Genomic DNA, 24,041 nt, shown 5'->3' with positions numbered 1-24,041 from the left:
GGAACCCTACGGCACCCGGGCTCAGTAGTAGAAGCGCTCTTCGGTGATCTTGCCGTTCTTGACCGTGTACAGGCCAACCTCGTCCATGGTGACCCGTTCGCCGGTGGCCTTGGGCGTTATGTCGAACTTGAAGCGCACCGCGAACTGGTCGCCGTTGACATAGGGGCCTTCGACAGAGCCGCCATGGACTTCGTGGTTCTCTTGCCACCATTCGCCCTTTTGCCTGAGAGCCTCCTTGCCACGGGCGATGGCCATCGGCCCCTCCATGGCTTCGAGGCTGACGATATCATCGGCATTGTACTTTTCACCAGCACCCAGGTGATCCCCCTGCTGGAGCATTTCGGTGAAATCCTTGGCAACATCCGCGATGGTCATGTGTGTTCCTCCTGTTCAGACTGGTTTGAAGTAGGGAAGCGCTTGCCGGCCCGCCACCTTTACCCGCACGACAGCTGACAAGGTGTGTCAGGACGATGATATAGCGCGGCTGTGTGACGACGATTGCGGCGGCGTCGGACAGCGACTTCGGTTGCAGACAAAAGCCAATTCCGCAATGCTGGGTGCATGTGCAACCTCTACAACATCACGACGACGCAAGAGGCGGTCCGCCAATGGACCCGCACATTGCGCGATATCAGCGGCAACCTCGAACCTTCGCTTGATGTCTATCCCAATCAACCTGGGCTTGTCGTTCGCAACAGGACGGATGGGGAGCGTGAACTGGCGAAACTGCTTTGGGGTTTGCCAACGCCGCCCGAGCGCATGAAAGGTAAGGCCGACTACGGCACCACCAACGTTCGCAATCCGCAATATTCGCACTGGCAGCAATATGTGGGCGTCGAGCACAGATGTGTCGTGCCGGTGACCAGCTTTGCCGAGCCCAGCCCTGCGGCGAACGATAAAGACCCGGAAACAGGAATCCAGCGAAATTACTGGTTTGCCCGTGGCGAGAGCCGGCCGCTGTTCTTCTTCGCTGGTTTCTGGACGTCTTGGCAGGGCGTGCGAAAGGTCAAGGACGGTCCCGGCGACTTCGAGCTATACGCCTTCATGACCACCAAGCCTAATGCTCTCATTGCGCCGATACATGAGAAGGCTATGCCCGTGATCCTCACCACGCCGGAGGAAACCGAGGCTTGGCTGACGGCGCCATGGTCGGAAGCACGGCGTTTGCAGCGGACGGCGCCCAACGACGCGTTGGTGATCGTTGAGAAGCCAGCCACACAGATCAAGTTCCCACCACAGGCCCCGGCCCAAGGGTCTCTGTTTTAGCCCGAAATCGGCTCTCCTCAATCGTCGTCTCGCCAGATTACCCGGCGAACCATGCGGATTTCGACAAGACGTCTGACGCGAATTTTAAGGCGTTCAGCAGCGCTTGGCAGAATGATGCCTGCATCGAGCTCACGACCTTTGCAGCGCTCGCACCGCATGTGCCGCTCCACATCCCAAAAGGGGATATCACCAACCAGCTTTGCGAGATCGCCAGGCAGATAGTGTCGAGTGATGTTGCAGTTCCGACATCGAACACGAATTAGCTGCCCGACTTCATGCGCCAAGCAGAGGGTTTGCACATTTCGGCGCGGTCGGGTGCTTAGTTCGGGCATCCCGCAAAGTAGGAATATGTTCCTTTGCGAGTCAATTCACACTTAATTCCACCTTGGCGATCTTCACAGCAGGTTAAATCCAACCGTCGATGAAGGGATTGGGTTGGATCAGCTTGGCAGCATAGGGCAGTTGGCACCACGGCGCAGGCTGATATGCGCCACGTCGCCGACGCTGAATTGAAAGCCCTCGGCCTGGCGCGGCGCATCGATCACCACCGGCAATCCCTGCCCCAGCTCAGCATGCAGCCGCAGCGTGCGGCCGTGGAAGACGATGGAGTTGACGCGCGCCGGCGCGGTGCCGGCGGCGGCATCGGTGGTGGCCAGCAAGTCCTCGGGGCGAACGCCGATGGTGCGCTCAGTGCCTTCGCCGGGTGTGTCGCCGGTTTCAGATGTTGCTTCCAGCGAAAGCCCGCCAGCGGCGAAGCGCAGGCGGTCGCCGTCGCGGCCGATGAAGCGCGATTGCAAGAGGTTCATGGTGCCGATGAAGCTTGCGACGAATTTCGTCGCCGGCCGGTCGTAAAGCGTGGCCGGCGGCGCGATCTGCTCGATGCGGCCCTTGTTCATGACGACGATGCGGTCGGAGATCGACAGCGCTTCGGTCTGGTCGTGGGTGACCATGACGAAGGTGGTGCCGAGCCGCGACTGCAGCCGCTTCAGTTCGACCTGCATCTGTTCGCGCAGATGCGCATCGAGCGCCGACAGCGGTTCATCGAGCAACAGAACGCGCGGCTCGCAGACTATGGCTCGGGCGAGCGCGACGCGCTGGCGCTGGCCACCCGACAGTTCGGAAACGCGGGCGCCGAGCTTGTCGGCGAGGCCGACCATGTCGAGGGCTTCGCGGACGCGCTTTGCCTGCTCGGCGCCGGACAGTTTGCGCAGCGACAGGCCGAAGCCGACATTCTCGGCGACGTTCATATGCGGGAACAGCGCATAATCCTGGAACACGGTGTTGACGGGACGGTCGAACGGCCTGAGCGCGGTGATGTCGCGACCATCGAGCAGCACCTTGCCGCTCGACGGGCTCTCGAAACCGGCAATGACGCGCAGGCTGGTGGTCTTGCCGCAGCCCGAGGGCCCGAGCAGGGTGATGAACTCGCCGCTGATAATGTCGAGATCGACGGCGTCGAGCCCGACAATGCCGCCGGGGAAAACCTTCGAGACCGTGTCCAGGCGTACCAGCGCATCAGGCGCCATCGCGAACCTCGGACGGCTTGGTGGTGTTGACCCAGAGGATCTGGCAAGGCTCGGTGCCGGGATTGCGGAAGGCGTGCAGAAGCGTGCTCTTGAAGGCAAAGGAGTCGCCGCTCTTCAGCACGTATTTTGTCGAGTCCACCACCAGTTCGACCTCGCCCGACAGGACACAGCCGAACTCGTGACCGATATGCGCATAGGCTTCCGCCGTGCCGCCATCGGCTTCCACCGTCACCAAGAGGCCGGTCAGCGCCGCGCCCGGCGGCGACAGCAGCGCCTTGGCGATGCCTTCCGACTTGACCGGGAGCTGCCGCCTTTTGTCGGCGCGCACGCAATAGAGATCGTTGGCGGCTTCGTTGCCGTCGGTGATCAGCGCCGAAGGCTCGATGTCGAGCGCGGCCGCAAGCGGCCAGATCACCTTGACGCGCAGCGAAGACAGGCCGCGCTCGATCTGGCTCAGCGCACCGATGGAGACGCCGGCTTTTGCTGCCAGCTCGGCCAGCGACAAATTGCGCTCCAGCCGCAGCGCCCGCACGCGCCGGCCGACGCGAATGTCGGCGTCGGCCTTTGGTTTCGCTTCAAGCATGTCCATCAGTTGGTCCTTGTTGCAGTCTTTGGCGCGGCGGCAAGACCCGCGGGCTTCAGGAGATTAGTCACAATTACCTGCCGTCGGCGCTGCCCCTCCCCGCCGGACATTTCTCCCCGTATAGTGACGGGGAGAAAGCGGCTGGTCGCAAACTCGGCGCCATTTCTGCAACGTTTGCGGTTTGCGAAATCGCTGGTGACAGCGCCCCTCTCCCCGTCTCTATACGGGGAGAGGATGCCGGCAGGCAGGTGAGGGGCAGCGCAACCGTCGGCGATGGATCCCTCACCCGCCCGCCTTCACTTTCTCGAACATCTTCGCCACATCGTCGTTCTGCTTCATCGGGCCGGTGAAGATGGTGGTCTTCAGCATCACCTCCGGGTCGGCCGGCAATTGCAGCTTGTCCAGTTCGTCCTTCGCCACGCCGGCGAAGGCGGTGCTCAGCGAGCTGCCATAGCCGTAGGCTTGGATCAGGTACTTACCCGAGTCGGCGTCGAGCCGGCTGTTGATGAAGTCATAGGCGAGGTCGACGTTTTTGGCGTCCTTGAGCATGACGAAGCCGCAGGCCCAGGTCAGCATGCCCTCCTTCGGCTTCATGAACTCGACCGGCACGCCCTGCTTCTTCAGCGAGGTTGCCGACGCGTTCCAGGTCATGGCGGCGACCAGCTGGCCGCTGGCCAGCGCCTGTTCGACCGAGGTCATGTCGGTGGTGTAGTTGGAGAGCAGCGGACGCTGCTCGCGCAATTTTTCCGCCACCTTGTCCATCTGCTCCGGCGTCATATCGAAGGGGTTTACGCCGGCCAGAAGTGCTGCAACGATCGGCGTGTCATGCACGGCATCGATGGTCGCCATGCGGCCGGCATATTGCTTGTCCCACAGAAGGTTCCAGCTCGCTTCCGGGTTCTTCACCAGATCGGTGCGGTAGAGGATCGAGGTGTTGCCCCAGTCCCACGGCACCATCCAGACTTTGCCGTCGCCGGCCTGGATGTCGGGCAGGTTCTTGAACACCGGGAAGATCGAATCCCAGTTCTTGATGCGCTTGGTATCGATCGGCTGCAGCAGGCCTTCCTTGTTCCAGCGCGCCACCTTGTCGTAGCAGGGATGGGCGATATCGGGGCGGAAGCCGGCCTTGACCTTGGTGAAGGCATCGTCGTCGTCGCCGAAGATCGAGGCCTCGACGCCATCGGGATGGGCCGTCAGGAAGCTCTTGTTGAAGTCGGGCAGTTCATAGCCGGACCAGGTGAAATATTGCAGCTTGTCGGCGGCGAAGGCGACAGTCGACGACAGGACGATTGCAAGCGCGGCAAGCCCGGTGCGGGCTGTCTTTGCAGTGATCGATTTCGGGCCAGTGATCGATTTCAGCCCAGTAATTGATTTCGGGTCGAATGCCATTTCGGTTCTCCTCTTTTGTTATGGTTCAGGCTGGACTGGTGGGCGCCGTCCGACGGGCTGTGCTCAGCCCGCGATGGCGCAGGATTTCGGCGATGCCGGCGATGATGACGGACACAGCAAGGATAGCTGTCCCCAGCGCCATCACGGTCGGCAGCGAGCGAGGAAAACGCAGTTGGCTCCAGATGTAGAGCGGCAGCGTCGGCTCGGTGCCGGCGAGGAAGAAGACGACGATGAACTCGTCGAAGGAAATCAGAAAGGCCAGCATGAAGGCCGAGACGATGGCCGGCAGCGAGAGCGGCAACATCACCCGCCGGAAGGTCGTCCAGTCGGAAGCGCCGAGATCGAGTGCGGCCTCGCGAATGGTTTTCGGAATTGCGGCAAACCGGCTGCGCATGATCACCACGGTGGTCGGCAGCGCCACCAGTATGTGGCCGAGAACGATGGCGATGCGCGACGGGCCGAGGCCGATGAGATTGACGAGGATCAGCAACGATATGCCGACGATGACGCCGGGGATCAGGATCGGCAGCCTGGAGATGGCGCTGATGGTGGCGGCGAGCGGCGAACGACCGTAGAGGTCCATATAGGAGACGGTGATGCCGCAGAGCGTGGCGCCGGCGGCGGCCACGACGCCAATGACGAGACTGTTCAAAAGCGCGCCGGACAGCGCCGGATTGCCATAGAGCGTGGCATACCATTCGAGCGTGAAGCCCTGCAGCGGAAACGCGGCCTGGATGGAGTTGTTGAAGGAAAACAGCGGGATCAACAGCACCGGCAGATAGAGGAAGACGAGATAGGCAAGCACATAGACGCCGAGCCAGCCGCGGCCATCATCTCTCCGCGCCGCGCTCATGTGCGGCTGCCGAATTTGCGGTCGGCGCCGCGTGCGACCAGCACCACGCAGAGGATGACCAGCATCACGCAGACTGAAAGTGCCGCCCCGAACGGCCAGTCATTGGCCTTGCCGAACTGCGACTGGATCAATGTGCCGATCATGGTGCTGGCGGGACCGCCGACCATGGCCGGGGTGACATAGTCGCCGACCGTCGGCACAAAGACGACGAGGGCGGCCGCCAGAACGCCCGGCATCGAATTGGGCAAGACGACGCGGCGAAACGCCGTGAACGGTCTGGCGCCGAGATCGGAGGCGGCTTCGAGCAGTGATTTCGGGATGGTGTCCAGCGCCACATAGATCGGCAGGATGGCGAAGGGCGCATAGGCATGCGCCAGCGTGACGACCACCGCCGCCGGCGTGTTGAGGAAGGCCAGCGTCGGCTCCGACCAGATGCCGCTTTCGATCAGCGCCGAGTTCAAGACGCCGTTGTAGGCGAGCACGATCTTCCAGGCGAAGACGCGCAGGAGATAGCTGGTCCAGAACGGCAGGGTCACCAGAAACAAAAGCAGGCTGCGGCGGCGGCCGGCATGGAAGGCGAGATAGTAGGCGACGGGATAGGCGGTGACGACGGTCGCCAGCGTCACCAGGCCGGCGATCACCAGCGAGCGCAGCGTCACCGTCCAGTAGAGCGGATCGGAGACCACGGTGATGAAGTTGCCTGCCGTGAAGCCGGCGCCGAGCAGCGAACCGTCATTGCCGCGCAAGGCGAGGAACAGCACGAGGCCGAGTGCAAACAGGATCAGGAAGAAGGTGACCAGCCCGCCCGGCAGCAACATGGCGAAGCGGAAGCCCCGGGCGGAGCCTGCTGGCGGTTCAGACGCAACGACGGTCGACATCAGGCTGCTCAATGGAAATATGAAATCGACTTAGCTTTTTTCATATTCATGAAACTGTCAAGCTGAATCCACGAGGCCTAAACGGCCGGCGCGCAATCAGCGCTCGAAGGCGTCGAGCATGCGGTACCAGGCGATCGTCGCGGCGACGCCGATCTGGCGAAAGGCGTGGAACGGAATCGGCCGGATCGGCGACAGCGGGAACGGCAATTGCGCTGCCTCACCGTTTGCCAAATAGCCCGCCATGCGTTTTCCCAGCGCGGTCATCAGGCCGACGCCCCTGCCCTGGCAACCGACCACGGCGAGCAGGCCCTTTTCAGGTTCGTGGATGTGCGGCAGATGATCCGGCGTCATCGCCACGCGACCGAACCAGCGTTTCTCGATGGCGACATCGGAGAGCGCGGGATAAAGCCGCACCAGCGCGCGCTGCAGATGCGCCCAGTCGGCCTCGCTCCTGGGAAGCGCCATGCGGCCACGGCCGCCAAGCACCAGATGGCCGTCGGCTGTTTTGCGGTAGTAGACGAGAATGCGCCTGGAGTCGGACACCGCCTGCCCTTCCGGCAGGATCGTCGCCGCAAGGTTGGACGACAGCGGCGCGGTCGCGACCTGGAAGGAATGCAGCGGCACGATCGTTTCGGCGAGGCCCGGAAGCAGTCCATCGGTATAGGCGTTCGTCGCCAGGACAACCGCTTTCGCCCGCACCTCGGCGCCGCTTTCGGTTGAGACACGCCAAAGGCCGGCCTGCTTGCGGAGTTTCACCACCTTCTGCCGCTCGGCAATGCTGGCGCCGGCGGCGGCGGCGATGCGCGCCAGTTCCACTGTATAGGCGAGCGGATCGATGATGCCGGCGCGGCGGTCGAGCCAGCCGCCGAGATAGCCTTGCGCGCCGGTCATAGCGGCGATCTCGCTTTCATTCAGAAGCCGAACATCGGCGCCACGCGCCCGCCATTGACGATCCCTGTTCGCCGCCGCTTTCAATGCGGTTTCGGTATGCGCGGCCTGGATCCAGCCATTGCGCGTGAACGGCACCGCCAGCTTTTCGTCTTGGATGAGATCGAACACCGTATCCGCCGTCGAGGCGGCGAAATCGACCAGCGCTTGGCCACGCTCGGGGCCGAAATGCTCGAGCAGCCATTCGGGATCATATTTCAGGCCGGGAATGACCTGGCCGCCATTGAGGCCCGAGGCGCCCTGGCCGATCTCGCCAGCCTCCAGCACCTGTACACCGAGACCGAGCCGGGCTGCGTGCAAGGCGGTCGACAGGCCCATGAAGCCGCCGCCGACGATGGCAACGTCGACCGGCGCAGTGACGAGCAACTGGAAGGCGGATGCGGTCTGCGGCTTCTGCCAGATCGGAACGGAAAACGGTGCGGGCAAGGCTTCACCTGGAGTATGCGGAAAATGAAAAATTCTAGTGCCAGTTTCATTTTTTTGAAAGAGCGGGCCTCATGTCAGAACCGACAATTGCCTGCGCCACGGGATAGACCTTTGGCGTGAATCCGGTGAAAGTGCAGCGGCCCAGCTGCCATCTCGATCATCAAAGGACCGTAAGCCATGACGAACCCAACGCAGCTTCCCGCCGACGGGCTCTTCATCGGCCGAGCCAGGGCAAGCGATGCCTCGCATCCGCTGGTGGTCACCGTGCGCGACGGCATCGTTTTCGACGTCACCTCGACCACCGCACCCACAGTGCGCGACATCTGCGAGATGGCCGATCCGGCCGGACACGTGCGCTCTGCCAAGGGCGAACCGATCGGCTCGCTCGACGCGATCGCCGCCAACAGTTTTCAGGCCACCCGCGACCCGGCAAAACCCTATCTGGTCTCGCCTGTCGACCTGCAGGCGGTGAAGGCGTCGGGCGTGACCTTCGTGGTCAGCCTGCTCGAACGCGTCATCGAGGAGCAGGCGCGCGGTTCGGCGGAAAAGGCCGACGCCATCCGCGCCGACATTGCCGGGCTGATCGGCCACGATCTGTCGAAGCTGAAGCCCGGCTCGCCTGAGGCGATGGAGATCAAGGCCAAGCTCATCCAGCGCGGCGCCTGGTCGCAATATCTGGAAGTCGGCATCGGCCCCGACGCCGAGATCTTTACCAAATGCCAGCCGATGGCGTCCGTCGGCTTCGGCGCCGATGTCGGGCTGCATCCGGTGTCGACCTGGAACAACCCCGAGCCGGAGATCGCCATGATCGCCGCCAGCACCGGCAGGATCGTCGGCGCCACCATCGGCAACGACGTCAATCTGCGCGACGTCGAGGGACGCTCGGCGCTGCTGCTCGGCAAGGCCAAGGACAACAATGCCTCGGCCTCGCTTGGGCCCTTCATCCGGTTGTTCGACGCAACATTTTCGATCGACGACGTGAAGCGCGCCACGGTGCGGCTGCAGGTCGAGGGCGAGGACGGGTTTTCGCTGGAGGGCGCGAGCTCGATGGCCGAGATCAGCCGTTCGCCCGAAGAGCTGGTCGCGGCCGCCATGGGGCCGCACCACCAGTATCCCGATGGCTTGACGCTTTATCTCGGCACCATGTTCGTGCCGTCGAAGGATCGCGGCGAGAAGGGCAAGGGATTCACCCACAAGATCGGCGACATCGTCACCATCTCGTCGGAGAAATTCGGCGCGCTGGTGAACCGCGTGCTTCTGTCGCCCGATTGCCCGCACTGGACCTACGGCGCCAGCCATCTCATGCGGGACCTCGCCAAGGCCGACCTGATCTGATTTCGGAGCAGCGGGACGAACGGATAGCCGATAAACGTTCGTATCCGGTCCCTGTAAGCCGTTTGTTAGCGGAATCCGGGTGACTGTATCGGAAATTCGCTCCAGGATCGGGGCGCGGTCTGTGGGGGCCGAATTGCATGCTCGGTTTGCCGATGATATCGGTGCGCAATCTCGCCATGCGTTATGGCGGCGTTGTCGCGCTCAGGGATATGAACCTGTCTGTCGGACAGGGGACGATCCATGCTGTCGTCGGTGAAAGCGGCGCCGGCAAGTCGACGCTGGTGAAGGTGCTTGCCGGCGTGCTCCGGCCCAACAGCGGCACCATCCGCGTCGGCGACCAGGTCGTCACCGTCGACAGCCCGATCGCTGCACGCAAGCACAGCTTCGGCGTCGTCCACCAGGGGCTCAGCCTGTTTGCCGACCGCTCGGTGCTGGCCAATCTGTTCGTCAATCGCGAGCCGTTGCGCAATGGCTTCGTCTCCAGGCGCGAGATGGAGGCACGCAGCCGCACCTTGCTTCGGCAACTCAAGCTCGACGTCAATGTCCACGCTCCTGTGGGACAACTCGGCATGGGCGAACGGCAATATGTCGAACTCGGCCGCGCAATTCTGGAAGGCCCGAGGCTGCTGATCCTCGATGAACCGAATTCTGCGCTCGACCGGCGCCAGACCGAACACCTGTTCACCGTACTAAGTGACCTCAAGGCCAAGGGCACGAGCGTGCTCTATGTCTCGCACCGGCTGGAGGATGTGTTTGCGATCGCAGACCAGGTCACCGTGATGCGCAACGGCCGTGACGTGCTGACAAGTGAGCGCTCGGCGTTGAGCGAAGCCGATGTGATCGACGCCATGATCGGCCAGCAGCGCGACAGCCTGTTCCCGCCTGCACTGCCGGCCAATGCCAGCACGATAAGGCCGCGGATCACGGTGGAGGGTCTGAGCGGCGGCCGGATTTCCGGCGTCAGCTTCACCGCCCGCTCCGGCGAGATCCTCGGCTTGGCCGGGCTTGAGGGGTCAGGCGTTGAACACCTGTTCGAGATGCTGTTTGGCCTGCGCAAGGCGCAAAGCGGCAGGGTGCGGCTCCCCGACGGCTACGGCTTGCCTGGAAATCCGACCGAAGCGGCGCGGCGCGGCATCGGCCTGGTGCCGGCCAACCGCCTGTGCAACGGCCTGATGCCCGACCGGTCGCTGGCCTTCAACATAGGCAACATCGCTACCGGCGCCCGCAACTGGGGGTCGCGCCGCTACTCGCCCAAGGCCGCGATCGCCGCCGCCGCAAGGCAGATCGATGCGCTGGGCATCAAGGGCCTGCCGGACGCGCCGGTGAATTCGCTGCTGGCCGGCGATCAGCAGAAGATCGTAATCGCCAAATGGCTGGAGACGGCGCCGCAAGTGCTGCTCCTAGACAATCCGGCTGGCGGTATCGAGGCGGCTGCCAAGCGCAAGATCTATGCGCTGATCCGGCAGATGGCAGCCAATGGCTGTATCGTTTTGCTGCGTTCGGTCGAGCCGTCCGAACTGACCAACCTCAGCAACCGCGTCCTTGTCTTCCACCGCGGCCGGGTCGCCGGCGAGCTGTCCGGCGCCGAGATGAAGCGAAGGACAGTGCTGCAACTGACCACCACCGGCGAGATGCCGGAGGCGGAGCGGCCGAAAAAGAAACTCGTGGGAGCCATGGCATGACACGATTGGATCCCATGCTACAGCTTGCCGGTTCGGCTGCCCACCCGAAGCGCAGCCTTCGCCTGCCCGTCGAACTCAGGCCGCTCATCGGGCTCGTTGTCCTTGTGGCGATTACAGGCTTTGCCCGGCCGGATTTCCTCGACGAGGCCAATGTGCTGTCGTTGCTGGAAACCGCTGCGTATCCCGGCATGCTGGCGATCGGCATGGTGTTCGTGCTCGCACTCCGCGAGATCGACCTTTCCGTCGGCTGGATATTCCATCTCGCGGCCCTTCTCACCGCATTCCTTCTGGCCGCCGGCATCGACCCGTGGCTTGCCGCCCTTGCCGGCGTGCTGCTCGGCGCCGGGCTCGGCCTCGTCAACGGCCTGCTGGTGGTGGCGCTGCGACTGCCGGCCATCGTCGTTACGCTGGGCACCTTTGCAATGTTACGGGGCCTGGCGGCGGTGGCCGTCAAGATGCAAGCGACAGCTCCGGCCAGCCCAGGCGGCGACTTCTTTGAGATCGTTCACGGCAAGCTGTTCGGCCTTGTGCCGACGGCTGTCTTTGTCTTCGTCGCAATGGCGGTGGTGATGCACCTCGTGCTTCACCGCAGCCGCTTCGGCTACCGGATCCAGGCCGTCGGCAGCAATCCGCAGGCGGCGCTCTATGCCGGCATCCCGACAGGTGCTGTGCGGCTGCAGACGCTGGTGCTGATGGGCATCGTCTCGGGGCTGGCGGGCGCGCTGTGGCTTGGCTCTCCCGTTACCGACGTCGACCAAGGCGGCGGTTTCGTGCTGATGGCGATTGCCGCGGCGATCATCGGCGGCACCTCGCTTTCCGGCGGGCGCGGCACCGTCTTCGGTGCGGTGATCGGCATGCTGATCGTCCAGGTCATCTTGAGCGGCGTTACCCTGTTCGGCATCGACGCCGCATGGAGCCCGTTCGTGATCGGCGCGGTGATGGTGCTGGCGCTCGCGCTCGACCGGCTGGCCAAAGTGCTGCGCAACCGCCAGGCCGAGCGCTTTCAGGAAAATCCGCGCGCCTGAGTTTAAGCCCCGCCTGCTTGCCGGGAATATCTCTATCTCTTGGTTTGATGCAATTCCGGGCGGAAAACCGTTTCACACTTTTCCTGGAATTGCTCTCTAACTGATGCGATCTGATGGGATCGCTGATGGCGCGTTGCATCGCGCCACCATCCATTGAGCGGATGGAGGCTTGCCATCGGCCGCAAAAGAAGATGCTCTGCGCATCCGGGTCGGCGCTGGCAGGAGGAGAGGATCAAGCATCGCCCGGATCATCGCCGGACGTGGAGGTCGTTTTTCAACATGGGAGGAAAGCAAATGCTGACGAGGCTACGATTACTCGTGCTTGGCTTGATTGTGGCGCTGGCCATTCCGGCGGCGGCACAGGCCAAGACGTTCTACTGGATTTCGCATGGCGGCCCGGCCGACCCGGTCTGGACCTACTTCCTGGCCGGTGCCAAGCAATGGGCGAAGGACACCGGCAACACCGTCAACACCTCGTTCCACAATGGCGACGTTGCCTCGCAGCAAGAGGCCGTGCGTGCCGCGATCTCGGCAAAGGCCGACGGCATCGTCACCACCAGCCCCGATCCGGGCAGCCTGATCGAAATCGCCAAGGAAGCCAACACCGCCAAGATCCCGATCATCAACTTCAACACGCCCGATCCTAAGGCAAGCTTCGACGCCTATGTCGGCGGCGACAACGTCACCTTCGGCAAGCACTGGGCGCAATATCTGGTCGACAAGGGCCTGGTGAAGAAGGGCGACTTCGTCTGGATGCCGGTCGAAATCCCCGGCGCCACCTACGGCGTCCAGGAAGAGGAAGGCATCAAGAGCGTCTTCGAACCGCTGGGGATCACCTATGAGATCACCGAAGCGACCCTCGACCAGGCCGAGGCCATCAACCGCATGGTCGACTATCTCACCGCCAACAAGGCCAAGGTCAAGGCAATCATCGGCCTCGGCGATCTGGTCACCGGCTCGATCAAGCGGGTGTTCGACCAGGCCGGCATCAAGCCGGGCGAAATCCCGGTCGTCGGCTGGGGCAACTCGCTCGACACCACCCAGGAAGTGCTGACCGGCTACGTCAATGCCGGCCAGTGGCAGGACCCGCAGGCGACCAGCTATGTCGCTCTGTCGCTGGCCAACATGGCGGCGTCAGGCATTCCCCCGGGCTTCAACGTCATCACCGGCGCGCTCTATGAAAAGGACACCGCGCAGGTCTACGACGACATCCTGTCCGGTAAATAACCCAGACGTTCAACAGTCGCGGCCGCAGCCGCGGTCGCGACTGTCTTTTAGCCGAGCCCTTCGCGTTGCGCGCTGGGCTCAGCCTTCCCCTTCCTGTCGCAGGTTATCAGTGGAAAACCGTTCGCTCATCCAACGCCTGATCGCGAGGCCGGAATTCGGGCCCTTCGTTCTGCTCATCGTCGAAATCGCGGTGTTCTGGAGCATCAACCACGATTTCCTGTCGCCGCAGAACATCTCCAACACGCTGGCCTTCACCGTCGAGCTCGGGCTGATCGCGCTGGCGATGACGCTGTTGATGACGTCGGGTGAATTCGATCTGTCGGTCGGCTCGCTGTTCGGCTTTTCGCCGGTGCTGATGTGGACGCTGTTCAACAGCGGCCTGACCTCGCTGGAGGTCGGCTTCCTCGCCGCGCTGCTGATCGCGGCCTTCATCGGCCTGGTCAATGGCTGGTTCGTCACGCAGCTGAAAATCCCATCCTTCCTGGTGACGCTCGGCATGCTGCTGGTGGTGCGCGGCACCGCGCTGTTCGTCACCGACGGCTTTCCGCAGCGGACGTGGAGCGCCGAGCGCAGCTGGCTGGCCGAAGCGCTGGTCGGTGATTTCTTCATCGGCCCGTTCCGCATCTACATGTCGCTCTTCTGGTTCATCGCGGCGGCCATCGCGCTGGGCTACGTGCTGACGCAAAGCCGGACCGGCAACTGGATCCAGGCAGCCGGCGGCAATCCAGGCGCCGCAAGGGCGCGCGGCGTCAACGTCAGCGGCGTCAAGATCGGCCTGTTCGTGCTGTCGTCGGTGATGGCTTCGCTTGCCGGCGTCATCTCGTCGCTGCGCACGTCGGCCGCCAACCCCAACAGCGGCACCGGCTACGAGCTCGAAGTCATCGCCATGGTGGTGATCGGCGGCACGGCGCTGACCGGTGGGCGCGGCACCATCATCGGCACCGTGCTCGGCATCCTCATCCTGCGCGTCATGCGCAACGGCATCGTGCTGATCGGCGTGCCCGGGCTGGCCTACAACATCTTCATCGGCGCCATCATCCTCGGCATGATGGCGCTGCACTCATGGCTGGAACGCCGGCATCAGGCAGGGACCTAGAACCATGGCTGAACCGCTCATCCGCATGTCCAACATCAAAAAGTCCTACGGGCGCGTGCAGGCGCTCGAAGACGCCAATTTTCATGTCAACGAAAGGGAGATCGTCGGCCTGCTCGGCGACAATGGCGCCGGCAAATCGACGCTGATCAAGGTGTTGTCGGGGGCGGTGCCGCTGACCAGCGGCGACATTTTCATCCGCGGCAAGAAGGTCAATCTGCGCAGCACCAGCGACGCCATCGCGCACGGCATCGAGACGATCTACCAGGATTCGGCACTGGTGACGCAGCTGTCGATCGCGCGCAACCTGTTCCTCGGCCGCGAGCCGATCAAACCGCCGCGCTTTTTGAACCGCATGGACCAGGAGGCGATGAACAATGTCGCCCGCGACCTGTTGAAACAGGTCGGCATCTCCAAGAACATCCCGCCGACGACGCCGATCGGCTCCCTGTCCGGCGGCGAGCGGCAGGCCGTCGCCATCGCGCGCGCCATGCACTTCGACAGCGACCTGATCATCCTCGACGAGCCGACCAACAATCTCGGCGTCGCCGAGACGCAAGGCGTGCTGAGCTTCGTGCGCAACGCGCGCGATTCCGGGCATTCCTGCATCTTCATCGCCCACAACATCCACCATGTCTTCCAGGTGGTTGACCGCATCGTCGTCATGCGCCGGGGCAAGGTGGTGGCCGACGACATCGACCCGAAGAAGACCAGCGTGGCCGAGGTCGAACGCATCATCACCGGGATGTCGGACAAGGAGATCCGCGACGCCATCATCGAAGGCGGGCCATCGCACGGCTGAACCGTCTTCGCGCCGTCTGGCACGGAAACGCATCCGCTCTAACTCGTTGTAGAGCATGACCTTTTGACAAAACGGTTCCCGTTTGTCCGAGAAAACCGGTTCCCACTTTTCGGGATCATGCTCTATGACTACAGCCATGAAAGCCACCGTTGCCGACATAGCCAGGAGCTGCGGCCTGTCGACTGCGACCGTCGACCGGGTTCTGAACAACCGGGCCGGCGCGAGCGCCGCCAACCGCCAACGGGTGATGGAGGCGGCCAAGCAGCTCGGCTATTTGCCGGTGGTCGATCAGGTGACGCTGCCGTCGCGGCCGGCGCATCTTGAATTCTTCCTGCCGATCGGCGCCAACGGTTTCATGATCGACCTCGCCGGGCACATCGAGGACTATGCGGGGCGCCTGCCGCTGGTCGCCTCGTGCCGGATCCACAATCTCGGCGGCATCTCACCGGCAGCGCTGCAGGCGGCGGTTGAAAATCTGTCGCTGAAGGCCAATGGCGTCGGCGTCATTGCCGTCGATCATCCGCGAACGCGCAACATATTGCGTGACGTGGTCGAGGCCGGCATCCGCCTTGTCACGCTGGTCTCCGACGTTCCAGCCGCCCCGCGTTCGGCCTATGTCGGCATCGACAACCGGGTTGCCGGACGCACGGCGGCGCTGTTGATGGGGCGCTTCCTCAACGGCCGCCAGGGTCATCTGGCGATGGTCGTCGGCTCGCGTTCCTATCGCGGGCACGAGGAGCGCGAAATGGGTTTTCGGTCGGTACTGACAGAGGAATTCCCCAATCTCACCGTCTCGAGTGCGGTCGAGATCAATGACGAACCCGAAGGCAGCTACACAGCAACGATGCAGGCGCTGCACAACGAGCCGGAACTGCTCGGCATCTATTGCGTCGGCGCCGGGCGCTCAGGGGTGGCGAGAGCGCTGCTCGAGGCCAAGCCAAAGAAGAAGCCGGTCTTCATCTGCCACGACCTGACCAAGGAAACGCGCGGCTATCTCGTCGACGACCTCGCCGATGTCGTCATCGACCAGAATGCGCGGCTGATCGCGGAGCAATCTGTGATCCGCCTGCTTGGCTCGATCGCATCCGCCGCGCCATACCTGACGAAGAAGTTCATCGAGCCACGGCTGATCTTCAAGGAAAACGTGCCGGTGCAGTGAAGTCGCGCCGTGGCGGTTTCTCCGATTTGTACGACAAGTCGGGGTAGATGCCGCAAATCTGCACAGCAGCCATGCAACTTTCATTGTTGCCGAATCATTGGGCAACCCTTACTCATCTGGGTGTCGGCCATCTACTCCTCCCAGATGCGATGCCGACGCTGAGCGCGGTGCACCTCCTCCCGCATCTCGTTCGAAATCGAGCCCGCTGCCACCTCCTCCCGGCAGCGGGCTTTTTTCATTCTCAAATGAATCTAAATTAGAGTTGACGGGCAAGTTCGGAGAATAGCCAAAAGCCCCGCCGGATGATGGGGACTCCTCAACTCCGAAAGCTGGAATTCAGCGCGCCCTGAAAGAGCTGATCAGGCCTTCAGCCATGCGCACGAACTGCGTGCTGGGGCCTTGGCAGCCCATGGTCTGCACGCTGACGCGCGCCCCTTCGAACAGCAGCGACAGCGTATCGGCCAGAAGCTCGGCCTGACCGATGCCCGCATCCCGGCACAGCGCAACGAGGCGATCGCGCTGAGCGCTCTTGAGCTCCTTGATCACGCTCCTGGCGGGATGGTCCGGCTCGGTCAATTCGGCGGCGGCATTGGCCATGTCGCAGCCGCGACCGTCAGCCGCCAGGCAAGCAGCGGCCATGCGAATCCAGGCATGCAACTGGGCGAGCTTGTCGCCGGGATGCTCAGCCTCGAATTGGTCCCACATCGCGGCGCCTTTAGCCGCCGACGCGCGCAGGCACTGGACGATCAGTTCGTCCTTGGACTCAAAATGACGGTAGAGCGTCATCTTGTTGGTGCCGGCGGCTTCCGTGATGGCGTCGACACCGACGCCCTTGATGCCATGCTTGTGAAACATGTCCTGCGCCGTCTCCAGGATTCGATCCCGGGGGCGCACACGATCGGTAATGCCGTCTGCCATCGCAGTCTCCTTGTCTCCCTAAAAATTCGGTTCACCTCTTGACTAGGGTGTTACCGGTCTGTAACTATCCGAATGTTACTTACTGGTAACACCTATGTGGCCTTCCGTCAATAACAAGGCCGTGAACTGGTCCTGCCAGATCACAAAGGGTGAAAATTGCAGGTCATGCGGCTCCGGCCGGTGAAGAGATGAAAACCGGTTCGCGATCATCCGATGCGGGCCGCTGGAATGGAGACGCTCCAATGTCGCAGCGCAAGGATTTGACCATCGATGAAGCCATCCGGGATCCGATGATCCGGCTGGTGATGAAAGCGGACCGCGTCAACCCGCGCGCCTTCGAAGCGATGCTGAGGACCGTTGCCGATGAGCAGGGCCTCAGCGGCGCGGCGCCGTCTTCGTATTTTTTGCAGGACCCGGGTTCGGTGCGCGGCAGGCGGCTGTCCCGGTCTGCCCATTCTTTTAAAGAGGCCGGTTCTTCTAAAGAGGTTTGCGTGTCGTGGTAAATTATTTCATCCATCGTCCGATCTTCGCCTCGGCCATCGCCATCATCATGGTGCTCGCCGGGACGATTTGTTATTTCCTTTTGCCGGTTTCGCAGTTTCCCGACATCACGCCGCCGCAGGTCGTGGTCAGCGCGCATTATCCGGGCGCCAGCGCGCAAGTGGTCGCCGATACGGTGACGACGCCGCTGGAACAGCAGATCAACGGCGTCGAAGGCATGACTTACATGTCGTCGTCGAGCTCCAATGACGGCTCCTCGACCATCACCATCACCTTCGATGTCGGCTATTCCTTGAGCACCGCGGCCGTCGACGTCCAGAACCGCGTCTCGCAAGCGGCCTCGTCGCTGCCGGCGATCGTCAACCAGGGCGGCGTGACGATCAAGAAGCAGAACCCGAATTTCGTCCTCATCGTCAACCTGACCTCGCCCGACAGTTCGGTCGATCCGGTGGCGCTGAGCAACCTCGCCTATCTGCAGGTCGTCGATCCGCTGAAGCGGCTGCCTGGCGTCGGCGACGTGCAGATATTCGGCGAGCGCCGCTATTCGATGCGCGTCTGGCTCGACCCGGACAAGCTCGCCAATCTTGGCATCACCGCCGTCGACGTCCAGAATGCCATCTCGGAACAGAACGTCCAGGTGGCCGCCGGCAAGATCGGCCAGTCGCCGGCGCCCGCCGGCACCGCCTTCGAGATGCAGGTCAACGCCGTCGGCCGCCTGAGCGACCCCAAGGAGTTCGGCGACATCGTCGTGCGCGCCAACACCGGCACCGGCTCGCTGGTGCGGCTCCGCGACGTCGCCCGCATCGAACTCGGCGCGCTGCAATATTCGTCGTCGGCCTTCTTCGGCAAGGACCCGACGGTGGTGCTGGCCGTCTACCAGATGCCCGGTTCCAACGCGCTCGATCTGCAGCAGCACGTCAAGGACAAGATGCAGGAACTGTCGGCCCGTTTTCCCAAGGGCGTCAGCTACGCCATGCACTACGACACCACGCGCTTCGTGTCGGCATCGATGCATGACGTGCTGATCACGCTCGGTGAAGCGCTGGTTCTGGTCGTGGCCGTGGTGTTCATCTTCCTGCAGAGCTGGCGCACGACGATCATCCCGACCATCGCCATTCCGGTGTCGCTGGTGGCGACGATGGTCGTCATGGAAATGATGGGCTTCTCGCTCAACATGCTCTCCCTGCTCGGCATGGTGCTGGCCATCGGCCTCGTCGTCGACGACGCCATCGTGGTGGTCGAAAATGTCGAGCGACAATTGGAGGCGGGCCTCAAACCGCTGGCGGCGACCAAGGCCGCGATGGCCGAGGTCACCGGACCGATCATCGCCACCACCGCAGTGCTGATGGCCGTCTTCGTGCCCGTTGCCTTCATTCCCGGCGTCTCCGGCAAGCTCTACAATCAGTTCGCGCTGACGGTGGCGATTTCGGTCGGCATATCCGCCTTCAACTCGCTGACGCTCAGCCCGGCGCTGAGCGCCGCCTTCCTGCGCCATCGCGGCGAGACGCAGTTCGCCCCGTTCCGCTGGTTCAACACGGGCTTCGACAGACTGTCGTATGCCTATGCGCACGGCGTGCGTATCCTCATCCGGCTGCGCTGGATCATGCTCGGCTTGTTCGCGGCCGGCCTGGTGGCCACCTACTTCGTCTGGCAGAAGTTGCCCTCGACCTTCCTTCCGGTCGAGGACCAGGGCTATTTCTTCGTTGTTATCCAGCTGCCTGACGGCGCCTCGCTGGAGCGCACCGACGCGGTAGCCCAGAAGGCGCGCGACATCCTCCAAGCTACGCCCGGCGTCGAGATTGTCGGCTCGATCAGCGGTCTGAACTTCCTGACCAGTGCGGCGCAGTCGAACTCGGCTGTCGAGTTCGCCATCCTGAAGCCGTGGGAAGAGCGCGGCCCCGACCAGAGCGCGTCGAAGCTCGTCGCCGACGTGCGCGGCAAGCTGATGCAGATTCCGGAAGCCTTCGCGCTGTCCTTCGATCCGCCTTCGATCCCGGGTATCGGCACCACGGGCGGCTTCGAATTCGTCGTCGAGGATCTCACCGGGCGCGGCAGTTCAGCTCTCAACGACGCGACGCAAGCCGTGATCGCCGAGGCGCGCAAGCAGCCGGAAATCAATCCGCAGCAGCTGTTCTCGCCGTTCTCGACCTCGACGCCGCAGTTCAACTACGACCTCGACCGCAGCAAGGCCAAACTGCTCGGCCTCAACCTGCCCGACGTCTTCAACACGCTGCAGATCTATCTCGGCTCGCTCTACGTCAACGACTTCAATCTGTTCGGCCGCACCTTCCGGGTGACCATCCAGGCCGACAAGGATGCACGTGCCGACGCAGGCGACCTTTCGCGACTCTATGTGCGCAACGCCTCCGGCGGCATGGTGCCGCTGAGCACACTGGGCAAACTGGTGCCGTTCGTCGGCCCGGAAACCGTGCCGCACTACAACAACAACGCCTCGGCCACGATCAATGGCGGCGCAGCCCCCGGCTTCTCGTCGGGCCAGGCGGTTGCCGCGATGGAACGGGCCGCCGCCACCGCTTTGCCCAGGGATTTCGGTTTCGAATGGACCGGCATCACCTTCCAGGAGCTCAAGGCAGGATCGATCGCGTCGGTCGTCTTCGGCCTCGCCATCGTCTTCGTCTTCCTGATCCTGGCGATGCAGTATGAGAGCTGGGCGATGCCGTTCATGGTGCTGCTGGCGGTGCCACTGGCCCTGTTCGGCGCCTTCGCAGCCCTGTTCCTGCGCGGCATGCAGATCGACGTCTACTCGCAGATCGGCTTCGTCATGCTGATCGGCCTCGCCGCCAAGAACGCGATCCTGATCGTCGAGTTTGCAAGGCGGCGGCGCGAGGAAGGCTTGAGCATTGTCGACGCGGCGATGGAAGCCGCGCGGCTGAGGCTGCGGCCGATCCTGATGACGGCCTTCGCCTTCATCCTCGGCGTGCTGCCGCTGATGTTTGCGACGGGTGCGGGTGCGGCAAGCCGGCAGTCGATCGGCACCACCGTGTTTGGCGGCATGGTCGCGGCGACCATCCTGTCGCTGGTGTTCGTGCCGGTCTTCTACGCGGTCATCGAGCAGCTGCGCGAAGGCCGCGTGCGCAGCGAACTGAACGCCGCTCATGACCAGGACAATAATGAACCGACTGCCGAACCAGCGCCGATGCGCCTGGCCGAAGCAGCCGAATAGAATTGGAGACCAAAATGCGTAAATGGAAAATAGCTTTGGGAACGGCCGTCGCCCTGGGAGCGATCTCGGTGGCAAGCGTCCACTTCCTCGACAAGGGCAATCTCAGCCTCAATGCCGGCACGGCGGCAGCGACGGCAGCACCTGCGGCATTCGTCATGCCGGTGCCGGTGACGAGCGTGGTCAAGAAGACGATCCCGATCTACCTCGACTACGCCGCCCGCATCGAGGCGATCCGCAGCGTCACCTTGCAGGCCCGCGTGCCCGGCTATCTGCAGGAGCAGACGGCTGAGGACGGCGCGGATGTGCGCCAGGGTGATCTGCTCTACAAGATCTCGCCCGACGACTTCAAGGCGGCTCTCGACCAGGCCAAGGCCGAAGTGCAGCGCGACCAGGCGAGCCTCGACTATGCGCGCTCCAATCTCGGCCGCGGCTCCGAACTCGCCAAGAGCGGCTATCTGGCCAAGGATGGGTTCGACCAGCGTACGAGCACCTTGCGCCAGGCCGAAGCGTCGCTTGCCGTCAACCAGGCGGCGGTGCGCACGGCCGAGCTCAATTTGAGCTACGCCGAAATCCACGCTCCGTTTGCCGGCCGCGTCGGCCGCAACCAGGCTTCGGTCGGCACGCTGGTCAGCGTCGCCGGTACGGTGCTGAACACGCTGGTGCAGCTCGACCCGATCTACGTCACCTTCAATCCGAGCGAGACGGACCTGGCCGAAATCGAACGGGCCCGGGCCGCCGGCCCGATCGAGGTGGAGGTGCTGCTGCCCGGCGAGACCGAAGCCAGCCAGAAGGGCGAACTCACCTTCATCGACAACACGGTCGACCACTCGACCGGCACGATTACGGCGCGCGCCACCATCGGCAATGCGAAGTTCTCGCTGCTGCCGGGCCAGTATGTCCGCGTGCGGCTGCACATCAAGCAGCTGCCCGACGCGCTGATGGTGCCGCAGGTGGCGCTGGGTTCGAGCCAGCTCGGCAAATATGTCTATGTCGTCGGCAAGGGTAACACGGTCGACCAGCGCATCGTCTCGCTTGGCGCGACCAGCGGCGACCTTGTGGCGGTCCTCAGCGGCGTTGCCGAAGGCGACCAGGTGATAACGGGCAATCTGCAGAAAATCGGACCAGGAATGCCGATCTCGCCGTTGCCCCAGGAGAAACCGGCCAGCTGATAACCCCCATCAGCCCCGGTCCTGCGGCGCCTTCGGCTTCCACGCCGAGGGCGCCGTTTTTTTATGGAGCGCCGCACGCCGTTTTTGGGGTAACCGCAAGGCACAAGAATCCGGAACAGACATATTGTAGGATTGTCGACAATCTGCTTGTCTGTTTCCGGCTCTCGCTGGAGTGACGGAATGGCCAAGCTGGACTTCAATCCGATCGCGGATACGACACGCCGGGCCGAGATCGTTGCGCTGTTGCGGCGGGCGATCCTGACCGGCCAGCTGGAACCCGGCCAAAAGCTGAGCGAGCTGAGGATCGCCGAGCAGATGCGGGTCAGCCGCGCGCCTTTGCGCGAAGCTATGCGCGAGCTGGTGCAGGAAGGCATCCTGACCAGCATTCCCTATGCCGGCACCTTCGTCATCGATGTCACCGCCAAGGACATTGACGACGCCTACTCGCTGAACAAGGTGCTCGATGAATTCGCCATCGAGCGGACATGGAAGCTGCGCGACCAGCGCTTCTTCGATGAACTCGACCGCCGCCACGAAGCGGTGAAGCAGGCAACGCGCGCGCGCGACACCACCCGCCAGATCGAGACCGCACTGCAATTGCACGGGCTGATCTATGAATGGGCCGACAATTCGGTGCTGCTGGAAACCTGGCAGCGGCTGACCAGCCGGCTGCAGATGTACTTTGCCCTGCACCAGCGGGCCCGCAACGAGCCGGTGCCGGCCGAAGATCTCCACGAAACCTATGTGCGGCTCTTGAAGGGCGCCGACATGCGCGCTGCCCAGCGCCATGCGCGCGAGCATATCGACCTCGATTTCGAAGAGCTGCTTGCCTATGCGCGTGGCCTCGATCAGCGGAACATCGAAGGGCTGACCCTCCTCAACGCCTAGAGACAACGGACAGACAAGTGCAGATCAAAACCATCAAGGCCTATCGCGTCGTGCAGCCCTTCGTGGACGGGCCCTACCGCATGTCAAAGGGGCGGGTTGCAGACTGCTTCGACGCGGTGATCGTCGCCATCACCTCCGACAGCGGCGTGACCGGCTGGGGCGAGATGGCGCCGCTCGGCAATTTCTATTCGGCCGCGTTTCCGGCGGGAACGCGCGCGGGCGTGGTCGAGATCGCGCCGCACCTGATCGGCCAGGACCCGCGTGGCCTCGCCGGCATCGGCCGATTGATGGATACGGTGTTCAAGGGCCATCCCTACATCAAGTCGGCGCTCGACATGGCCTGCTGGGATCTGGCGGCCCGGGCCGCCGACGTGCCGCTGGTGACCATGCTTGGCGGCCGCGAGAGCGACATGGCGGAGACCTACCGCGTCGTCACCCACGGCACGCTCGACCAGATGGCGGCACTGGCCAAAAGGATTATCGCGGAAGGCTGCCGGCGGCTGCAGGTCAAGGTCGGCGGCAATGTGCATGACGACATCGAGCGGGTGAGCGCAGTCGCTTCGGCCGTGCCGAAAGGCACGGTGATTTTCTGCGACGCCAATGCCGGCTGGACGCCCTATCAGGCACGGCAGTTCGCCGACGCAACGCGCGGCATCGACTACACGTTCGAGCAGCCCTGCACGACGATCGAGGAGAACATGTCGGTGCGCCGCATGCTCGACAAGCCGATGGTGCTGGACGAGAGCGTCATCTCGCTCGAGGCGATGGTGGAAATCTATCGCCTGGGCGCCGCCGATGGGCTGACGCTGAAGATTTCGCGGCTGGGCGGCGTAACCAGGACAAGGCAAATCCGCGACGTCGCCGTCGATCTCGGTTTCATGATCACCGTCGAGGATACGGGCGGCGCCGAGATCGACACGGCGGCGATGGCGCATCTGTCGCTGTCGACGCCGGAAGAACGCCGGCTGCATGCCATCGCCTTCCATGAGTGGGTGACGGTGCGCACGGCCTCCAACGCCCCACCGGTCACCGGCAGCCACATGGGCATTCCCGACGGGCCCGGCCTCGGCATCGATGTCGTGCCCGACCTGCTCGGCAAGCCTTTCCTAGAGATCGGCTGAGATCAAGCGCAGCATGAAGCTGTCACCCCACGAATCCTCCGTGGGAGATTTGGTCCTGCAGCCATTCT

At 63.3% G+C, this 24,041-nt stretch carries 21 protein-coding genes; 13 read left to right on the top strand and 8 right to left on the bottom strand.

What is annotated here, in order from left to right; all coding sequences use genetic code 11:
• Positions 1 to 21: 21 nt before the first annotated feature.
• The gene (locus AC3EMP_RS12795) at positions 22 to 375 is read right to left on the bottom strand and encodes a nuclear transport factor 2 family protein (RefSeq protein ID WP_023684393.1); all 354 of its coding nucleotides are present in this window, start codon (positions 373 to 375) and stop codon (positions 22 to 24) included.
• Between the two features lie 186 nt (positions 376 to 561).
• On the opposite strand from AC3EMP_RS12795, the gene AC3EMP_RS12790 reads away from it, so the two are divergent.
• A complete protein-coding gene (locus AC3EMP_RS12790; RefSeq protein WP_023684394.1) occupies positions 562 to 1,266 on the top strand; it encodes an SOS response-associated peptidase in 705 nt (234 codons plus the stop codon).
• Between the two features lie 440 nt (positions 1,267 to 1,706).
• On the opposite strand, the gene AC3EMP_RS12785 is transcribed toward AC3EMP_RS12790, so the two are convergent.
• The 6 genes from AC3EMP_RS12785 to AC3EMP_RS12760 form a co-directional block, all read right to left on the bottom strand.
• Entirely contained in the window at positions 1,707 to 2,792 is a 1,086-nt protein-coding gene (locus AC3EMP_RS12785; RefSeq protein ID WP_023687090.1) for an ABC transporter ATP-binding protein, read from the bottom strand.
• Positions 2,782 to 3,381: a helix-turn-helix domain-containing protein gene (locus tag AC3EMP_RS12780; protein WP_352667587.1), complete on the bottom strand. Its 600-nt coding sequence runs from the start codon at positions 3,379 to 3,381 to the stop codon at positions 2,782 to 2,784. Before AC3EMP_RS12780 ends, AC3EMP_RS12785 begins: the two co-directional genes overlap by 11 nt.
• A gap of 276 nt (positions 3,382 to 3,657) precedes the next feature.
• Positions 3,658 to 4,764 (bottom strand): ABC transporter substrate-binding protein, encoded by a 1,107-nt coding sequence (locus AC3EMP_RS12775; protein WP_023668506.1) that lies wholly within the window; start codon positions 4,762 to 4,764, stop codon positions 3,658 to 3,660.
• 25 nt (positions 4,765 to 4,789) lie between these two features.
• A complete protein-coding gene (locus AC3EMP_RS12770; protein WP_023709184.1) occupies positions 4,790 to 5,617 on the bottom strand; it encodes an ABC transporter permease in 828 nt (275 codons plus the stop codon).
• Complete coding sequence (locus AC3EMP_RS12765) at positions 5,614 to 6,495, bottom strand: ABC transporter permease (RefSeq protein ID WP_352597337.1); 882 nt, start codon at positions 6,493 to 6,495, stop codon at positions 5,614 to 5,616. Before AC3EMP_RS12765 ends, AC3EMP_RS12770 begins: the two co-directional genes overlap by 4 nt.
• 96 nt (positions 6,496 to 6,591) lie before the next feature.
• The gene (locus AC3EMP_RS12760) at positions 6,592 to 7,869 is read right to left on the bottom strand and encodes an NAD(P)/FAD-dependent oxidoreductase (protein WP_352597336.1); all 1,278 of its coding nucleotides are present in this window, start codon (positions 7,867 to 7,869) and stop codon (positions 6,592 to 6,594) included.
• A 177-nt stretch (positions 7,870 to 8,046) separates the two neighbouring features.
• Here AC3EMP_RS12760 and AC3EMP_RS12755 point away from each other — a divergent pair, with 177 nt between their 5' ends.
• The 7 genes from AC3EMP_RS12755 to AC3EMP_RS12725 all read left to right on the top strand — a co-directional run bounded on the left by AC3EMP_RS12755 (position 8,047) and on the right by AC3EMP_RS12725 (position 16,192).
• Positions 8,047 to 9,204 carry a fumarylacetoacetate hydrolase family protein gene (locus AC3EMP_RS12755; RefSeq protein ID WP_352597335.1) on the top strand — a complete coding sequence of 386 codons (1,158 nt, stop codon included), beginning with the start codon at positions 8,047 to 8,049 and terminating at the stop codon, positions 9,202 to 9,204.
• 137 nt (positions 9,205 to 9,341) lie between these two features.
• Positions 9,342 to 10,886, top strand: coding sequence for a sugar ABC transporter ATP-binding protein (locus AC3EMP_RS12750; protein WP_050591496.1), 1,545 nt, complete (start codon positions 9,342 to 9,344; stop codon positions 10,884 to 10,886).
• On the top strand, positions 10,883 to 11,911 hold the full coding sequence (locus tag AC3EMP_RS12745) for an ABC transporter permease (RefSeq protein WP_198020833.1): 1,029 nt from the start codon (positions 10,883 to 10,885) through the stop codon (positions 11,909 to 11,911). Before AC3EMP_RS12750 ends, AC3EMP_RS12745 begins: the two co-directional genes overlap by 4 nt.
• A 294-nt stretch (positions 11,912 to 12,205) precedes the next feature.
• Positions 12,206 to 13,138 (top strand): substrate-binding domain-containing protein, encoded by a 933-nt coding sequence (locus tag AC3EMP_RS12740; protein WP_023692133.1) that lies wholly within the window; start codon positions 12,206 to 12,208, stop codon positions 13,136 to 13,138.
• A 109-nt stretch (positions 13,139 to 13,247) separates the two neighbouring features.
• Positions 13,248 to 14,234 (top strand): ABC transporter permease, encoded by a 987-nt coding sequence (locus AC3EMP_RS12735; protein WP_352711079.1) that lies wholly within the window; start codon positions 13,248 to 13,250, stop codon positions 14,232 to 14,234.
• Between the two features lie 4 nt (positions 14,235 to 14,238).
• A complete protein-coding gene (locus AC3EMP_RS12730; protein ID WP_023668515.1) occupies positions 14,239 to 15,033 on the top strand; it encodes an ATP-binding cassette domain-containing protein in 795 nt (264 codons plus the stop codon).
• Between the two features lie 136 nt (positions 15,034 to 15,169).
• Positions 15,170 to 16,192 carry a LacI family DNA-binding transcriptional regulator gene (locus tag AC3EMP_RS12725; RefSeq protein WP_023668516.1) on the top strand — a complete coding sequence of 341 codons (1,023 nt, stop codon included), beginning with the start codon at positions 15,170 to 15,172 and terminating at the stop codon, positions 16,190 to 16,192.
• A gap of 336 nt (positions 16,193 to 16,528) precedes the next feature.
• Here the strand turns inward: AC3EMP_RS12725 and AC3EMP_RS12720 are convergent, their stop codons facing one another.
• Positions 16,529 to 17,110, bottom strand: a complete 582-nt coding sequence (locus tag AC3EMP_RS12720) for a TetR/AcrR family transcriptional regulator (RefSeq protein WP_023668517.1) — start codon at positions 17,108 to 17,110, stop codon at positions 16,529 to 16,531.
• Positions 17,111 to 17,352: 242 nt separating this feature from the next.
• On the opposite strand from AC3EMP_RS12720, the gene AC3EMP_RS12715 reads away from it, so the two are divergent.
• From AC3EMP_RS12715 to AC3EMP_RS12695, 5 genes are all read left to right on the top strand, one after another.
• A complete protein-coding gene (locus AC3EMP_RS12715; RefSeq protein ID WP_023704858.1) occupies positions 17,353 to 17,613 on the top strand; it encodes a hypothetical protein in 261 nt (86 codons plus the stop codon).
• Positions 17,607 to 20,795, top strand: coding sequence for an efflux RND transporter permease subunit (locus AC3EMP_RS12710; protein ID WP_352675658.1), 3,189 nt, complete (start codon positions 17,607 to 17,609; stop codon positions 20,793 to 20,795). Before AC3EMP_RS12715 ends, AC3EMP_RS12710 begins: the two co-directional genes overlap by 7 nt.
• 14 nt (positions 20,796 to 20,809) lie before the next feature.
• Entirely contained in the window at positions 20,810 to 21,964 is a 1,155-nt protein-coding gene (locus AC3EMP_RS12705; protein WP_352711076.1) for an efflux RND transporter periplasmic adaptor subunit, read from the top strand.
• A gap of 180 nt (positions 21,965 to 22,144) precedes the next feature.
• Entirely contained in the window at positions 22,145 to 22,852 is a 708-nt protein-coding gene (locus AC3EMP_RS12700) for a GntR family transcriptional regulator (protein WP_023687078.1), read from the top strand.
• Between the two features lie 17 nt (positions 22,853 to 22,869).
• A complete protein-coding gene (locus AC3EMP_RS12695; RefSeq protein WP_023687077.1) occupies positions 22,870 to 23,973 on the top strand; it encodes a mandelate racemase/muconate lactonizing enzyme family protein in 1,104 nt (367 codons plus the stop codon).
• The last annotated feature ends 68 nt before the right edge of the window (positions 23,974 to 24,041 follow it).

This window comes from Mesorhizobium sp. P160219 (assembly GCF_057786095.1).
This window is presented reverse-complemented; position numbering and strand designations above follow the sequence as displayed.

Bases quoted from the DNA above. Each gene is read 5' to 3' on its own strand.
- AC3EMP_RS12755 (WP_352597335.1), top strand. From the start codon at position 8,047: ATGACGAACCCAACGCAGCTTCCCGCCGACGGGCTCTTCATCGGCCGA.
- AC3EMP_RS12715 (WP_023704858.1), top strand. From the start codon at position 17,353: ATGTCGCAGCGCAAGGATTTGACCATCGATGAAGCCATCCGGGATCCG.
- AC3EMP_RS12700 (WP_023687078.1), top strand. From the start codon at position 22,145: ATGGCCAAGCTGGACTTCAATCCGATCGCGGATACGACACGCCGGGCC.
- AC3EMP_RS12705 (WP_352711076.1), top strand. From the start codon at position 20,810: ATGCGTAAATGGAAAATAGCTTTGGGAACGGCCGTCGCCCTGGGAGCG.
- AC3EMP_RS12770 (WP_023709184.1), bottom strand. From the start codon at position 5,617: ATGAGCGCGGCGCGGAGAGATGATGGCCGCGGCTGGCTCGGCGTCTAT.
- AC3EMP_RS12745 (WP_198020833.1), top strand. From the start codon at position 10,883: ATGACACGATTGGATCCCATGCTACAGCTTGCCGGTTCGGCTGCCCAC.
- AC3EMP_RS12740 (WP_023692133.1), top strand. From the start codon at position 12,206: ATGCTGACGAGGCTACGATTACTCGTGCTTGGCTTGATTGTGGCGCTG.
- AC3EMP_RS12775 (WP_023668506.1), bottom strand. From the start codon at position 4,764: ATGGCATTCGACCCGAAATCAATTACTGGGCTGAAATCGATCACTGGC.
- AC3EMP_RS12795 (WP_023684393.1), bottom strand. From the start codon at position 375: ATGACCATCGCGGATGTTGCCAAGGATTTCACCGAAATGCTCCAGCAG.
- AC3EMP_RS12725 (WP_023668516.1), top strand. From the start codon at position 15,170: ATGAAAGCCACCGTTGCCGACATAGCCAGGAGCTGCGGCCTGTCGACT.
- AC3EMP_RS12765 (WP_352597337.1), bottom strand. From the start codon at position 6,495: ATGTCGACCGTCGTTGCGTCTGAACCGCCAGCAGGCTCCGCCCGGGGC.
- AC3EMP_RS12730 (WP_023668515.1), top strand. From the start codon at position 14,239: ATGGCTGAACCGCTCATCCGCATGTCCAACATCAAAAAGTCCTACGGG.
- AC3EMP_RS12785 (WP_023687090.1), bottom strand. From the start codon at position 2,792: ATGGCGCCTGATGCGCTGGTACGCCTGGACACGGTCTCGAAGGTTTTC.
- AC3EMP_RS12790 (WP_023684394.1), top strand. From the start codon at position 562: ATGTGCAACCTCTACAACATCACGACGACGCAAGAGGCGGTCCGCCAA.
- AC3EMP_RS12720 (WP_023668517.1), bottom strand. From the start codon at position 17,110: ATGGCAGACGGCATTACCGATCGTGTGCGCCCCCGGGATCGAATCCTG.
- AC3EMP_RS12780 (WP_352667587.1), bottom strand. From the start codon at position 3,381: ATGGACATGCTTGAAGCGAAACCAAAGGCCGACGCCGACATTCGCGTC.
- AC3EMP_RS12750 (WP_050591496.1), top strand. From the start codon at position 9,342: ATGCTCGGTTTGCCGATGATATCGGTGCGCAATCTCGCCATGCGTTAT.